Source organism: Duganella sp. Root198D2, assembly GCF_001428585.1.
Classification (GTDB): Bacteria; Pseudomonadota; Gammaproteobacteria; order Burkholderiales; family Burkholderiaceae_D; genus Rugamonas.
In genome coordinates, this window is record NZ_LMIC01000044.1 from 352399 (window position 1) to 366229 (window position 13831).

A 13831-nucleotide genomic window follows, 5' to 3' on the forward strand; every position below is an offset into this window, starting at 1 on the left:
AATGAAGTTCCTGATTCAATGGCTGGCGGCGCTGCTGCTGGCTTCCGTGGTGGGCGGGCCTGCCCTGGCGGACGATTTCCTGGCGCCGGAGCGCGCGTTTGACTTGCGGGCGGAACTGAAGGCAGATGGACAGCTTGCCCTGCACTGGGCTATCGCACCGGAATACCACCTTTATCGTGACCGCATTTCCTTGCGCAGCGATGGGGCGGCAGTACCGGTGCTTCTGCCGAGCGGGAAACGCAAGTATGACGAGAATTTTGGCAAGGAGATGGAGACGTATGCGGGGTCGTTGGCTTTGCAACTTCCCTGGCAGGGGCGTACTGCCGGCACCTTGCTGGTCGGGTACCAGGGCTGTGCCGATGCCGGGCTGTGCTATCCGCCGGTGGAACGCCGCTACCGCATCGATCCGGCGCAGCCGGGCGTGCTGAAGGCGCTGCCCGAGGATCCACCGGGCCAGCTCGCCAACACGGCTACTGAAGGCGCAACCCCGGCTGCGCAGGCACCGGCGCTGGAGGACGACACTTCACTGGCGCAGCGCACGCTGCAAAGCGGCAGCGCATGGCGCATCGGGGCGGCGTTCCTGGTATTCGGGCTGCTGCTGTCGTTCACGCCTTGCGTGCTGCCCATGGTGCCGATCCTGTCCTCCATTATCGTCGGCGAGGCGCAGGTGACGCGCAAGCGCGGATTGCTGCTGGCGGTGGCGTACAGCCTGGGCATGGCCCTGGTCTACACCTCGCTGGGCGTGGCGGCGGGACTGGCGGGCGAGGGCCTGGCGGGGGCGCTGCAGAAGCCCTGGGTCTTGATGACCTTCGGCGCGCTGCTGGTCGCGCTGGCACTGTCGATGTTCGACGTCTACCAGCTCCAGTTGCCCAGCGCGCTGCAGACTCGCCTGAGCAACGCCAGCGGCAATTTGTCCGGCGGCCGCCTGGCCGCAGTGTTCGTGATGGGCGCCGTATCGGCACTGATCGTCGGCCCTTGCGTGGCTGGCCCGCTGGCCGGCGCGCTGCTCTACATCAGCCAGACCGGCAACGCCCTGGTCGGCGCCGGCGCCCTGTTCGCGATGGCCTGCGGCATGAGCGTTCCGCTGCTGTTGACCGGATTGTCGGCCGGCAGCCTGCTGCCGCGCGCCGGCGCCTGGATGAACCATGTGAAAAAGGTCTTCGGCCTGCTGCTCATCGCAGTCGCAATCTGGATGGTCAACCCGGTGCTGCCGGTAACCGCCAGCATGGCGCTTTGGGGTGCTTTCGCCATCCTGTGCGCCGCCTTCCTGCGCGTCGGTGAAGCTGTCGCGCAGGGCGCCGGCGCCGGCGCCTACGCAACCAAGGCGCTCGGCGTGCTGATGCTGCTTGGCGGCCTGTTCGAACTGGTCGGCGCGGCAAGTTCCGGACGCGACGTGCTGCAGCCGCTGGCACACCTGCGCAGCGCCGGAAACGGTGCTACTATTGCCGCCGTGGGTGCAGGCCAGGCACATAATACCGAACCCCGTTTCACCCGCGTTCGCACCATGGCCGATCTTGACCAGGCATTGGCCGCTGCGAAGAAACCCGTCATGCTCGACTTCTACGCCGATTGGTGCGTCTCATGCAAGGAGATGGAACGCCTCACCTTCACCGACACGCGCGTGCAAGCCGCGATGCAGGACATGCACCTGCTGCAAGCCGATGTCACGGCCAACAGCGAAGAAGACCGCGCCCTGATGAAGCGCTTCAGCCTTTTCGGCCCGCCCGGCATCGTCATGTTCGACGCCGGCGGCAACGAAGTCACCCAGGCGCGCATCATCGGCTACCAGCCACCCGAAAAATTCCTGCGCCGCCTGGAACTGGCGGCTAACAGCCCTGAAAGGACCACTCAGTGAAACGCACCCTCTCCTTCCTATTCTGCGCCGCGCTGCTGCCTGCGGCAGCCTACGCCGAGAACACGCCGGCGCACTGGAGCTATGAAGGCGCCACCGGCCCGCAGAACTGGGCCGCGCTGGAACAGGACTTCAGCACCTGCAAGCTGGGACACAACCAGTCGCCGATCGACATCCGCAAGACCAGCAAAGCCAAGCTGCCGGCGCTGGAATTCGCCTACAGCCCGTCGCCGCTGAAGATCCTCGACAACGGCCACACCATTCAGGTGAACTACGCCGCGGGCAGCAGCGTCACCATTGACGGCAAGCGCTACGACCTGCTGCAGTTCCACTTCCATAAGCCAAGCGAAGAGAAGATCAATGGCCGCAGCTACCCGATGGTGGCGCACCTGGTGCACAAGAACGCGGAAGGCAAGCTGGCCGTGGTAGCCGTGCTGTTCCAAAAGGGCCACGAGAACCCGCTGGTGCAGACCCTGTGGGATGCCTTGCCGAAGGAAAAAGGCGAAGCGCAGGAAGTCTCCGGCGTGAGCATCGATATCGGCAAGCTGCTGCCAGCGACCCAGGGTTATTACAACTTCGCCGGCTCGCTGACCACCCCGCCCTGCAGCGAAGAAGTCAACTGGTTCGTGCTGAAAACGCCGGTTGAAATGTCGGCCGCCCAGTTGAAGCGATTCGCCCACGTCTACAAGCACAACGCCCGCCCGATCCAGCCGTTGAACGGACGCACGGTGCAGGAAAGCCTGTAAGGCTCAGCAGCGGGCTTGCGCCCGCTTGCAGCGATCGCGTCCCTGCCGCTTGGCGGCATACATGGCCGCATCGCTGCGCCGCAGCAGGTCTTCCGCCAGTTGCGCATCATAGGGAAACACGGCCAGCCCGATGCTGGCCGATACCAGCGCCGGTTGTTCATGCGCCAGCCGCACCGGGGCACGTACTGCCGCCAGCGCCCGTTCCAGGATCTCCTCGGCTTCGGCGACATCGTTCAGGCCCGCCAGCAGCAGCACGAACTCATCGCCGCCCAGCCGCGCCACAGTATCATTGGCCCGCACCACTTGCTGCAGGCGTCCCGCCACTTCCACCAACACCGCGTCGCCCGCCTCGTGGCCGAAGGTATCGTTGACGTTCTTGAAGCCATCCAGGTCCATGACGCATACCGCCACCAGCTTTTCCGCGCGCGCGGCAAAGGACAGCGCCTGCTGCAGGCGGTCCTCCATCAGGCGCCGGTTCGGCAGGCGCGTAAGCGGATCCATGAAGGCCATCTTTTCGATCTCCTCCTGGCGCGCGCATTCGTCCGTGATATCGGTGAACAGGCCGAAGTAGTGCTGCACCTTGTCGCGCTCATCGCGCACCGCGCTCAGGGTCAGGTGCGCCGCAAACAAGGAGCCGTCGGAGCGCCTGTCCCACACCTTGCCCTGCCATTGGCCGGTTCCCAGCAAGCCTTGCCACATGGCCTTGTAGAATTCCGGGTCCTGCCTGCCCGACTGCATGATGCGCGGATGCTGTCCAAGCAGCTCATGGCGTGCATAGCCGCTCATGGCGGCAAAAGCGCGGTTGGCTTCGACGATACGCATGTCGCGGTTGACCACCAGGATGCCTTCCGACGTCGCATCGAATACCTTGGCCACCAGGTGCTCGCGCGCTGCGGCGCTGCGCATGCGCTGGCGCAGCAGGCGTGAAATGCTCGCAACATGGCGAAACATGAGCCATGCAGTGAGCGCCGCAGCCAGCAGAGCGCCGCACAGTGCGGCCAGCGAGATTTCCAGCAGCGCCGCCATGGCATCCCCTATTCCAGCACCACCTGTTCCAGATAGTCAGGCACGCGGCACGGCCATTGCAGCTGCTCCGCAATGCGCAGGCGCAGCGCATCGGCTGCCGCCGGCTCGCCATGCGTGACGAACACCTGGCGCGGGGTGGCCGATGAATGCGACAGCCAGCCCAGGATTTCATCGGCGTCGGCGTGGGCCGACAGGTTGCCGATCAGTTCAACGCGCGCCCGCACCGGATAATACTCGCCGTGGATCTTGACCGAGGTTTCGCCGGCCAGCATGCGGGCCCCGCGCGTGCCTGCCGCCTGGAAGCCGGCAAACAGGATGGTATTGCGCGAATCGCCGGCAAAGGATTTCAGGTGGTGCAGCACGCGGCCCCCGGTGGCCATGCCGCTGGCGGCAATGATGACCATCGGCACCTGGCGCCGGTTCAGCGCCATCGATTCTTCCACGCTGTTGACGATGTGCGCCACATGGCCCAGGGCGTGGCAACTGCGTTCATCGAGCCGGTGCTGTCCCTGGTGCTTGATGTAGAGCCGCGTCGCATCCACCGCCATCGGGCTGTTCAGGTATATCGGCAAGGCCGCCGGGATCGCGCCAGACTCTTTGAGTTTCCAGATTTCATACAACAGTTCCTGTGCCCGCCCCACTGCAAAAGACGGAATCACGGTCACGCCGCCGCGCGCTGCCGTCTTGCTGATGATGTCGGCCAGCTTGCCGCTCGGGTCCGACGCGTCGTGGCGGCGATCGCCGTAAGTCGATTCCACCACCAAGTAATCGCATTTCCCGAGCACGGTGGGCGGGCGCATGATCGGGTCGTTCGGGCGCCCGACGTCGCCGGAAAACATCACGGTGCGGCCAGCGCAGCGCACCGAGACCGAAGCGGCGCCCAGGATATGGCCGGCCAACTGGAGGCGCGCCACCATGCCCGGAGCGGGCGAGAACTCGTGGCCGACCGGGACAACTTGCAGGTGCTCCAGCGCGCGCAGCGCATCGGCTTCCGAATACAGGGGCAGGGCCGGCTTGTGTTTGGAGAAGTTGTGGCGATTTGCATACAAGGCCTCTTCCTCCAGCAGGCGGCCGCTGTCGGGCAGCAGGATCCGGCACAGGTCGCGCGTCGCCTCCGTGCAGTACACCTTGCCGCGGAAGCCGGCGCTGACCAGCACCGGCAGGAAGCCGCTGTGATCGAGATGGGCATGGGTCAGCACCACGCCGCTGATCGAGTCCGGCGGCACAGGAAAAGCCTCCCAGTTACGCAGGCGAAGCTGCTTATAGCCCTGGAACAGGCCGCAATCCACCAATACCTGTTCGTCGCCACTGCGCAACAGGTATTTGGAGCCGGTGACGGTACCGGTGGCACCAAGGAATTTAATTGTGAGCATGTTTGCAGCATATCCAAGGCGGCGCACAAAATATTTGATCCAGGTCAAAGAGAAGTATCGCAAAATGCGGCAGTGCGAAAAAGACATTGTTGCCTTGCGAAGATGTAGAATCAGGGCCTTTGACCATTTCCACACCAGGACGCCATACATGACAGAACTGAAACGGGGCCTGAAGAGCCGCCACATCCAGCTGATCGCACTGGGCGGCGCCATCGGCACGGGCCTTTTCATGGGCATTGCGGACACCATCACGCTGGCCGGGCCTTCCGTGCTGCTTGGTTACGCAGTGGCCGGCTTCATCGCCTTCTTTATCATGCGCCAGTTGGGCGAGATGGTGGTCGACGAGCCGGTCGCCGGCTCCTTCAGCTACTTCGCCGACAAATACTGCGGGCATATGGCGGGCTTCATGTCGGGCTGGAATTACTGGGTGCTGTATGTGCTGGTCAGCATGGCCGAATTGACGGCGGTGGGCATCTATATGAAGTTCTGGTTCCCCGACCTCGCCCCATGGATCAGCACCCTGGCCTTCTTCCTGGTCATCAATGCAATCAGCCTGTCCAATGTGCGCGCCTTTGGCGAGATGGAATTCTGGTTCGCCATTATCAAAGTGGTCGCCGTGGTTGGCATGATCGTCTACGGCGCCTACCTGCTGGCCTCCGGCAACGCAGGTCCGGAAGCCACCGTTGCAAACCTGTGGCAACAGGGCGGATTCTTCCCGAACGGCGTCTCGGGCCTGGTCATGGCGATGGCCGTCATCATGTTTTCCTACGGCGGCCTGGAACTGGTGGGCATTACCGCAGCGGAGGCCAGCAACCCTGCCGAGACCATCCCGAAAGCGACCAACCAGGCCATTTACCGCATCCTGATCTTCTACATCGGCGCACTGGGCGTGCTGCTGTCGCTGTACCCGTGGCAGAAAGTGGTCACCGGTGGCAGCCCGTTCGTCATGATCTTCCACGCCCTGAACGCCAATTGGGTCGCGAATATCCTGAATGTCGTGGTGCTGACCGCGGCGTTGTCCGTATATAACAGCGGCGTCTACTCCAACAGCCGCATGCTGTACGGCCTGGCCAAACAAGGCAATGCGCCGAAGGCCCTGCTGGGCGTAAACAAGCGTGGCGTGCCGCTGGCGGCGCTGGGCGTATCGGCCCTTGCCACCGGCATTTGCGTGCTGCTGAATTACTTCATGCCGGGCAAAGTATTTGGCTTCCTGATGGGGCTCGTGGTCTCTTCGCTGGTGATCAACTGGGGCATGATCAGCTGGATCCACCTGCGCTTCCGCGCCCAGAAACAAGCGGAAGGCCTTGAGACAGGCTTCAAGAGCTGGGGCTACCCGCTCACCAACTACCTGTGCCTGGCCTTCCTGGCGGGCATCCTGGTGATCATGTACATGACCGAAGGACTGCGCATCTCGGTGTACCTGATCCCCGTATGGCTGCTGGCACTGTTCATCGGCTACCGCTTCCGCGGCGTTCCCGAGAAGGCGGCCGCGTAATGTCCAAGGTTGCACTCCTGACCATCCACGGCATGGGCGAGCAGCCGCTCGACTATGCCGACGACATGCGGCGCGCGCTGTCGCACCGCATGGGGGCAGCCTTTGCCAACGTCGACGTGCACGGCGTGTACTACCAGCACCTGCTCAAGCCAAATGAGCTGGACGTATGGAACCGCACGCGCGAGCGCGCCACGGTGCGCTACGAGCAGCTGCGCAAATTCATCCTGTTCGGCTTTGCCGACGCAGCTGGGCTGGAAAACCGCAAGGAATACGACAACTCCGTCTACGAGCAGGCGCAGGTGGAGATCGCGCGCGCCCTGCTGGCGATTCTTGCCACCAGTGGGCCGGACACGCCGATCGTGCTGCTGGCGCATTCGCTGGGCTGCCAGGTGATGTCCAGCTTTATCTACGACGCGCAGAAACGCGCCGGCGGTGGCCTGGTCGCAGCCGGGATCTGGAAAGCGGGCCGCATGGCCGACAGCCTGAGCGCGGAACAGCGCAAGTTCCTGCAATGCGGCACGGTGCGCACCTTCGTCACGACCGGTTGCAACATCCCGGTATTCGTCTCGGCCCACCAGCGCATGGACGTCAAGCCTATCAACAAGCCCAATCCCGGCTTCACCTGGCTCAACCTGTACGACCCGGACGACGCCCTGGGCTGGCCGCTGCAGCCGCTGGAAGGCGGCTACGAAACGCTGGTCGAAGACCGCGTAGTCAACGCCGGCCAAGGCATCCTGGACTTCATGACCAAAAGCTGGAATCCCCTGTCCCACACCGCCTACTGGACGGACGACGAAGTCATCAAGCCGCTGGCGAGAGCACTAGCTTCAACTTAAAAAGTCGGGGTCAGCTCCGGCAATCAGACACGGCCTCAGCCGCTGCGCGGCTGAGGCCGTGTCTGATTGCCGGAGCTGACCCCGACTTTCATTTTGCTGCTTCGGCGGCCTGGCGCTGCTGTTCGATGCGGCGGATTTTNCGTATCGGTAATGGACAATGGTAGCGGAGTCGGCGTTGGCAAAAGCGCGGCTGAGGCCGTGTCTGATTGCCGGAGCTGACCCCGACTTTCATTTTGCTGCTTCGGCGGCCTGGCGCTGCTGTTCGATGCGGCGGATTTTCTCGGCGACCTTGGCTAGTTCTTCGGGCGGTACGCCGGCTTCACGGCCTTGCTCGAGGTCGGACTGCAGGCGGGCCAGTTCGGGAACTGCTGCTTGCGCGTAGGCGGCAGCCAGACGCTGCTTTTGCGCCAGCTGGTGGGCGGCGTAGGCTTGCGGGTCGGCCAGGACGCTGGCGTCAGGGTGTTCGGTCGGGGCGTCGTGCTGGATTGGCGGTGTGCGGGGGTCGCCGGATTCGCGGGCTTGCGCCAGCGGCAGCCAGGCGGGTGTGCTGGTGTCGACCGGCGCGATGGGGACTCGGCGCAGGCCGTCGCCGTCGCTGTTTTCCGCCTCGGCCGTAGCCGGTTCGCCGGCCACCGGCGGGCGCGGCGCGGGGGGCGGCGCGTCAGGTACGGGCGGCGCGGCGGCACTGGCATCGCCGACGGGCGCCGTTTCGCGAGCGCTGGCGGCGTACCATTGACCTACGACTGCGGCGGCAATCGCGCCGATCACTGCGGCACCTTGCCAGCGTTTCATATGGCCTCCGTGATTTCAATGCGCGCTTTGCCGCGCACCTGTTCGATCATCTCGCCCAGCTGCCGCGCGGCTTTCTTCAAAGCGATCATGCGGCTGGCCTGGTAGCGCACCGTTTCCGATTGCAGCGGGTGGGAGCCTTGCACCTGTTCTTCTACCAGCACGATTTCCCAGTAGGCGGGTTCGTTCGGACCGACCGGGGCGCGGACCGGGGCCGAAGGTTGGCCGGGCGGCTGGCTGAAGGCCAGGCTGGCAAGCCAGTCCTTGCTGCCTTCGGCGCTGATCCAGCCCAGGTCACCGCCCTTGGTTGCGTCGGCCGCACGCGACATCTTGCGGGCGGTGGCGGCAAAGTCGGCGCCTCCCTGCAGGGCTTTCTGCACGCGCTGCGCCTGCGCTTCGTCAGCCACGCGGATGTGGCGGGCGCGGACTTTGTCGATGCGGGCAAACTGGTCCTTGTGCTGGGTGTAGAAGGCTTCGATTTCTTGCGGGCTTGCTTCGCTGGACAGGCGATTCAGCAGCACACTGCCGGAGTCGGTGTCGAGGCCGACGCCGTACAGGTGCTGCAGCGTCACCACGGCCTCGCCGTCGGCAATCGCCCGGCGCAGGTCGGCCACTGCTTCGGCGCCGAAACGCTGCCTGGCCCAGTGCAGGACAAAAGCATTGGCAACAATACGGCGGGCTTGCGCGGCTGCGACGCTGGCGGGCTGCTGCGACAGCGCCAGGCGCCCCTGGACGTTCTGGCGGTAATACACGTCGTACAAAGTGACATGCGCGGGTTCGCCAGCTGGAAGCTGGTAGCGCAGGACGTCGATTGCACCGGCCTGGGTTTGCTGCTCCGGGGTCAACGCGATTTCAAGCCTCAGCGGGCCGGGACGACCGAAGATGGCTTCCAGAGCCGGCTGCGGCATGGGCGGCTGCGCGGTAACCAGGCTTTCCAGCGTGGCGCCAGGCAGCGCCTTGACTGCGGCATCGACCTCTTTTCCATACACTTCGCGCAGCGTTGCGACAAGGCGCTCTTCCAGCGTGACGTCCGGGGCGAAGGCTACCGGAAGGCTGGCTTCCGATTTCGGCGCCGGGGCGTTTGCATACGCTGCCAGCAGGCGGACCTGGATAAGGTCGTCCAGCGCGGCGCGCCGCTCAAGCGACGGTTTGCCGGCGCGCAGCTGCTGCCATAAGGTGTCCAGGGTGAAGCTGTATATCGGCTCGCCGTCAATGCGGGCGGCGACCGCAGCGCCATGGACCGCTTCAGCGGCGGTGCGCGGTGCATCTGTCGCGGCGGTGCCCGCCACCGCGTGGGCGCCGGCCAGCGCGGCGGCTACGGCAACCGCGGCGGAGACGGCGGCCCGCACGGCCAAGGCAGCGCGGTGGCGGGCGGCCATCAGTTGGCCAGGCGCTCGGCGGCGCGGTTCAGTACGTGGACCACCATGGCAATCGAGTGCGGAATCATCTTCTTGCCGACCACGACACGGTCGCCGTGCGCATTCGAGGACAGCACAATGCCGCCGTTGGCATACGAGTAGGTGCCGCCTTGCGTCAGCAATGGACGGATATCGTTGCCGCTGGTCGACACCGGTGTGAAATCCGCCATGGCGGCCGCCACCAGCGCGGAGTCGTTCAGGCGTTCGCTGTCGTAGTAGTCGTATACCCACTGCTCCCAGCCCGAGTGGTCGTGCGCGGACGTGGTCCAGGTGTGGTGCGGCTGCAGCAGGTCTGTGGTGTGCAGCACGAAGCCCAGCGACTGCGCGGTCGGCTGCGCCAGGAATTGCGAGAACCAGTACTGGCCCAGGTTGTCGATCGGCTGGAACGGCGCGGCTTCGAAGTCGGCATACATCGAGGGCGTGGAATAGCCGCCCAGGCGGTAGTGCGCCTCGGTGATGCCGTAGGCGTTGTATTTGCTGCCGTCGCCGAACCAGCCTTTCAGGCCGCCGGCGCCGTCGTCCAGGTAATCGCCATACAGCCAGCTCGCAGCCAGGTTGTCGATGTCGCCGGCCACGGTCATCTTGGCGTAGTTATAGCCGCCGAAGGGATTGCCGTGCACGTCGCGCCCGCCAGTGTGGTTCTGGAAATGCCAGAAGGTGGTGTACTTGACGATGCTGGCGCCCGCGCCCCACACCGGCGCCATCTGGCAGTTGCCGGTGGTGGCGCCGCAGATATAGGTGTCGGCGAAGTCGTCGACGTCGTACGCGCCCTGCCCCAGCGCCGCCGCGAACTGCTCCATCGTGTAGCCGGCGCGCGTCACGCCGGCCAGCAGCTTGTTGTAGTTGGTGCTACCAGGATTGGCCTTCATGTAATTGACTGCGTCCAGCACGATACGACGGTGCGTCTCCTGCTGCCATGCGTGGGCCGGAAGGCTTACTGCGGATGCTGCCAGCGCGAGGCTGGCAGCGATGGTGCTCAGTTTCATCTGGTGTCTCCTGGTTGAAAAGAGTCCAGACGATAGCGTCAAATTATGACGGACAGATGAAAAAGTATTCTAAAAATATTAACAAAACTCAGAACTGCTCCCACTCGTCGCCTGCGGTGGCACTGGCGACTTTGCGCTGCCGTGGCGGGCGCACCGCAACGGCCGTGGAAGCGGCGCGGCTGCCGGCACTGCTGGCATTGCGCAACACCGGCGCCGCTTTCAGGTGGGCGGCGCCGATGCGGAATGCGCTCACCGCACGGGCCAGCACTTCGGCCTGGTCCTGCAGGGCCTGCGACGCCGCAGCCGTTTCTTCCACCAGCGCGGCATTTTGCTGCGTGACCTGGTCCATCGAAGTGATCGACTGGTGCACCTGGGCGATGCCGGCATTCTGCTCGGCGGTGGCGGCGCTGATTTCCGCCACGATGTCCGATACCTGCTTCACGCTGGCCACCACATCGCTCATGGTGTCGCCCGCGCGTACCACCAGCTGGGTGCCGGAATCGACCTTCTCCACGCTGTCGTCGATCAGCGTCTTGATTTCCTTGGCCGCTGCGGAGGAGCGTTGCGCCAGGTTGCGCACCTCGGTCGCCACCACCGCGAAGCCGCGCCCCTGTTCGCCGGCGCGTGCCGCTTCCACGGCGGCGTTCAGCGCCAGGATATTGGTCTGGAACGCGATACCGTCGATGACGCTGATGATGTCCACGATCTTGTGCGAAGAAGCGTTGATCGAGGCCATGGTGTCGATCACCTCCTTCACCACCTCGCCGCCCTGCACCGCGATCTGCGAGGCATTCCGCGCCAGCTGGTTGGCCTGGCGCGCATTGTCCGAGTTCTGGCTCACGGTGGAAGTCAGCTGCTCCATGCTGGAGGCGGTTTCCTCCAACGCCGCCGCCTGCGCCGAAGTGCGGTTATTCAGGTCGCCGGTGCCGGCCGCGATCTGGCGCGACGCCGTGCTGACCGCATCCGCCGCCGAACGGGCCGTGCCAACCACGCCGCCGATCTCACCCAGCAGCTTGTTGAAAGCCGCGCCGGCATGGCCGATTTCGTCCATCCGTTCCACCTCGACCTGGTGCGTCAGGTCCAGCGAAGAGCTGACGTCTTCCATCGTGCCCTGCATCCGGTCCAGCCCGCCGGTGATCACCAGGTACATCTTGTAGCCCATGAACGCCACGATCAGCAGCACCGCCACGGTGACCGCAACCAGGATGGTCAGCGCCTTCGAGTAATCGGCATCGCTGTCGGCCTTGACCTTTTCGATCAGCTTCTGGTTGTAGGCAACGTGGTCGTCCAGGCTTTTCTTGACGCCGGCCGCGCCCAGCGCCAGCGGCGATCCCGCCACCAGCGTGGCCCGCACGCCGTCCATATCGCCCGCGTGCGCAGCGGCGATAAAGGGCACCAGCGCCAGGCGGTAGGTTTCCATGGCCGCCTTGTCCTGCTCCAGCATCTTGCGGTCGGTCTCATCGAACACATTGTTCCTGGCGTAGTCGGCCAGCACCTTGTCGAAGTTGGCGTGGGCGTCGTTGTACGCCTTGTCCAGCGCAGTCTTGTCCGGCAGGTTGGAAAACACCGACAGGCGGTAACCGGCCAGGCGGCTGTCGCTGACCGCCGCCTTGGCGGCATTGATGGCTGAGACGCTCGGGATCAGGCGAGTCTGTACCAGCTCCATGCGCTGCTGCGCGTCGCGCAGTTGCCAAAAGCCTTCGGCACCGACAAACAGCAGGCCGATCAGCGCAATTGCCAGGGTAATGACCAGTCGATTGCTGATTTTCATGATGGGATTTCATCCTATGCAAATGAATCACTATCGCAGCCTCAGGAACATGCAATTGGCCACCTGTATTGATGACGACTATCATCAATACATCATTGCAGTCCAACCTTATATCCAGGAGCTAAACATGTCACTACTCGGCAGCTTCCACACCGCGCTCGGTTTGCTGGCCCTCGCTTCCGGCATCGCCGCCTACGCCCTGCACCGCGGCATCCGCCCGCGCCGCAAGACCGGCTTGCTATACCTGGCCAGCACCCTGCTGGTCAGCCTGACCGGCTTCGGCCTGTTCGCCCACGGCGGATTCGGCAAACCGCATGCCCTTGCCGTGCTCACCCTGCTGACGCTGGCATTCGCCTACGCTGCCGGTTCGCTCGGCTGGTTCGGCGCCGCCGGCCGCAAGATCGAGACCGTCGGCTATTCGTTTACCTTCTTCCTGCACTTCATACCCGGCATTACCGAAACCTTTACCCGGCTCCCTGCAGGCAATCCGGCATTCGACAGTCCAGAGGCCCCGGCCCTGAAAGCGATTGCCGGATTATTGTTCCTGCTTTTCCTGGCCGGCGCACGCTACCAGCTCAAGGCAATGCCATCAGAACTGCGTGGCCAGTGATTCGTGGAAGATCGGCGGCTGGATGTCCGAACCGAAGCCGTTGTCCAGCTCTTCCAGGCGGCGCTGCGGCACGTCCTTGAGGTCCGCAATCTGCGGCGTCCAGCGCAGCAGACGCTCTGCGTCGAAACGATCGACCGCGCAGGCGATCGCATAGCCGCTCATGGCGCTGAGGCGGCTGCGCGCCTGGGCCTGGGCCTCGCGGATCGCCAGCAAATAACGCTCCACCGTCAGGCCGGTCGAGGGCGCCTTGCCAACCTTTTCGCGCAGGCGCATCAGCAAATCGGTGTGCGTCGCCAGCAATTCCATCAAGCCGGAGCCCGGACGCGCAGTCGCCACATCGTGTTCGCCGCGCATCATGTACGTGACTGCCATCGGTTTATGGTTGCTGGTCACCACGCGGATACTGCCGCCCACCATCGACATGATGCTGAAATAGATCCCGTCTGTCTTGCCGGCCTCCGGCATCAGCTTCAATTGCTGGATTTCGATGATCATGCTGCCTTCGGCATCGGTAAACATGGCCGCAACACCGGCCAGTGTCGGTGCACTCGGATAGGTGGTGTAGTCGCCGAGCGGGCGAAACCCGCGGGTAGCAAGCTGGGTCGCATAATCGTCGATCAGGCTCCAGTCGACCTGCTTGCGGGCCTGGGCGCTGGCGCGGTCGATGTGGACGTAAGAGGCAAGCTCCTGCACGCGCGAAAGCAGGCCCTGCCGAATCCTCGATGCCGTCCGCAGGAAAGTCGCCAGTCCGACGCCAACAACCAGTATCGCCGGCCACAGCATGCCGCCGGGCGCGCCAAGCAATGGAATGAGGATGGCAGCCAGCGCAGCACACACGATGCTGTTGAATACACAATTCCTGAACAATGCCTTCTTCAAATGCAGCGTCATACACTCTCCCAATAGATGGGGAAAATTATAGCGATGCA

12 protein-coding genes are annotated in these 13831 nt (G+C 64.2%); 5 read left to right on the plus strand and 7 right to left on the minus strand.

The window, feature by feature from the left end:
• Window position 1 precedes the first annotated feature (1 nt).
• Window positions 2-1855, plus strand: a complete 1854-nt coding sequence (gene dsbD, locus ASE26_RS23525; protein ID WP_055925018.1) for a protein-disulfide reductase DsbD — start codon at window positions 2-4, stop codon at window positions 1853-1855.
• Window positions 1852-2598, plus strand: coding sequence for a carbonic anhydrase (locus ASE26_RS23530; protein WP_229207039.1), 747 nt, complete (start codon window positions 1852-1854; stop codon window positions 2596-2598). The genes dsbD and ASE26_RS23530 overlap by 4 nt, the downstream gene beginning before the upstream one ends.
• 3 nt (window positions 2599-2601) lie before the next feature.
• On the opposite strand, the gene ASE26_RS23535 is transcribed toward ASE26_RS23530, so the two are convergent.
• Together ASE26_RS23535 and ASE26_RS23540 are read right to left on the minus strand one after the other, a co-directional pair.
• Window positions 2602-3624 carry a sensor domain-containing diguanylate cyclase gene (locus ASE26_RS23535; protein WP_057247031.1) on the minus strand — a complete coding sequence of 341 codons (1023 nt, stop codon included), beginning with the start codon at window positions 3622-3624 and terminating at the stop codon, window positions 2602-2604.
• 8 nt (window positions 3625-3632) lie between these two features.
• Entirely contained in the window at window positions 3633-4997 is a 1365-nt protein-coding gene (locus tag ASE26_RS23540) for an MBL fold metallo-hydrolase (RefSeq protein ID WP_057247050.1), read from the minus strand.
• A 148-nt stretch (window positions 4998-5145) separates the two neighbouring features.
• Between ASE26_RS23540 and ASE26_RS23545 the strand changes: the two genes are divergently transcribed.
• Both ASE26_RS23545 and ASE26_RS23550 read left to right on the plus strand, forming a co-directional pair.
• Entirely contained in the window at window positions 5146-6492 is a 1347-nt protein-coding gene (locus ASE26_RS23545) for an amino acid permease (protein WP_055925024.1), read from the plus strand.
• A complete protein-coding gene (locus ASE26_RS23550) occupies window positions 6492-7328 on the plus strand; it encodes a hypothetical protein (RefSeq protein WP_055925027.1) in 837 nt (278 codons plus the stop codon). The genes ASE26_RS23545 and ASE26_RS23550 overlap by 1 nt, the downstream gene beginning before the upstream one ends.
• Before the next feature lie 228 nt (window positions 7329-7556).
• On the opposite strand, the gene ASE26_RS23555 is transcribed toward ASE26_RS23550, so the two are convergent.
• The 4 genes from ASE26_RS23555 to ASE26_RS23570 all read right to left on the minus strand — a co-directional run bounded on the left by ASE26_RS23555 (window position 7557) and on the right by ASE26_RS23570 (window position 12292).
• The gene (locus ASE26_RS23555) at window positions 7557-8120 is read right to left on the minus strand and encodes a hypothetical protein (protein WP_055925030.1); all 564 of its coding nucleotides are present in this window, start codon (window positions 8118-8120) and stop codon (window positions 7557-7559) included.
• On the minus strand, window positions 8117-9496 hold the full coding sequence (locus tag ASE26_RS23560; RefSeq protein ID WP_055925033.1) for a peptidylprolyl isomerase: 1380 nt from the start codon (window positions 9494-9496) through the stop codon (window positions 8117-8119). Before ASE26_RS23560 ends, ASE26_RS23555 begins: the two co-directional genes overlap by 4 nt.
• Window positions 9496-10521 (minus strand): hypothetical protein, encoded by a 1026-nt coding sequence (locus ASE26_RS23565; protein ID WP_057247032.1) that lies wholly within the window; start codon window positions 10519-10521, stop codon window positions 9496-9498. The genes ASE26_RS23560 and ASE26_RS23565 overlap by 1 nt, the downstream gene beginning before the upstream one ends.
• Before the next feature lie 88 nt (window positions 10522-10609).
• Window positions 10610-12292 (minus strand): methyl-accepting chemotaxis protein, encoded by a 1683-nt coding sequence (locus tag ASE26_RS23570; RefSeq protein ID WP_057247033.1) that lies wholly within the window; start codon window positions 12290-12292, stop codon window positions 10610-10612.
• Window positions 12293-12419: 127 nt separating this feature from the next.
• On the opposite strand from ASE26_RS23570, the gene ASE26_RS23575 reads away from it, so the two are divergent.
• Complete coding sequence (locus tag ASE26_RS23575) at window positions 12420-12902, plus strand: hypothetical protein (RefSeq protein ID WP_055925349.1); 483 nt, start codon at window positions 12420-12422, stop codon at window positions 12900-12902.
• Here ASE26_RS23575 and ASE26_RS23580 read toward each other — a convergent pair.
• The gene (locus ASE26_RS23580) at window positions 12882-13793 is read right to left on the minus strand and encodes a hypothetical protein (protein WP_055925041.1); all 912 of its coding nucleotides are present in this window, start codon (window positions 13791-13793) and stop codon (window positions 12882-12884) included. The genes ASE26_RS23575 and ASE26_RS23580 overlap by 21 nt on opposite strands.
• Window positions 13794-13831 lie beyond the last annotated feature (38 nt).

Bases quoted from the DNA above. Each gene is read 5' to 3' on its own strand.
- dsbD (WP_055925018.1), top strand. From the start codon at position 2: ATGAAGTTCCTGATTCAATGGCTGGCGGCGCTGCTGCTGGCTTCCGTG.
- ASE26_RS23535 (WP_057247031.1), bottom strand. From the start codon at position 3,624: ATGGCGGCGCTGCTGGAAATCTCGCTGGCCGCACTGTGCGGCGCTCTG.
- ASE26_RS23540 (WP_057247050.1), bottom strand. From the start codon at position 4,997: ATGCTCACAATTAAATTCCTTGGTGCCACCGGTACCGTCACCGGCTCC.
- ASE26_RS23545 (WP_055925024.1), top strand. From the start codon at position 5,146: ATGACAGAACTGAAACGGGGCCTGAAGAGCCGCCACATCCAGCTGATC.
- ASE26_RS23550 (WP_055925027.1), top strand. From the start codon at position 6,492: ATGTCCAAGGTTGCACTCCTGACCATCCACGGCATGGGCGAGCAGCCG.
- ASE26_RS23555 (WP_055925030.1), bottom strand. From the start codon at position 8,120: ATGAAACGCTGGCAAGGTGCCGCAGTGATCGGCGCGATTGCCGCCGCA.
- ASE26_RS23560 (WP_055925033.1), bottom strand. From the start codon at position 9,496: ATGGCCGCCCGCCACCGCGCTGCCTTGGCCGTGCGGGCCGCCGTCTCC.
- ASE26_RS23565 (WP_057247032.1), bottom strand. From the start codon at position 10,521: ATGAAACTGAGCACCATCGCTGCCAGCCTCGCGCTGGCAGCATCCGCA.
- ASE26_RS23570 (WP_057247033.1), bottom strand. From the start codon at position 12,292: ATGAAAATCAGCAATCGACTGGTCATTACCCTGGCAATTGCGCTGATC.
- ASE26_RS23575 (WP_055925349.1), top strand. From the start codon at position 12,420: ATGTCACTACTCGGCAGCTTCCACACCGCGCTCGGTTTGCTGGCCCTC.
- ASE26_RS23580 (WP_055925041.1), bottom strand. From the start codon at position 13,793: ATGACGCTGCATTTGAAGAAGGCATTGTTCAGGAATTGTGTATTCAAC.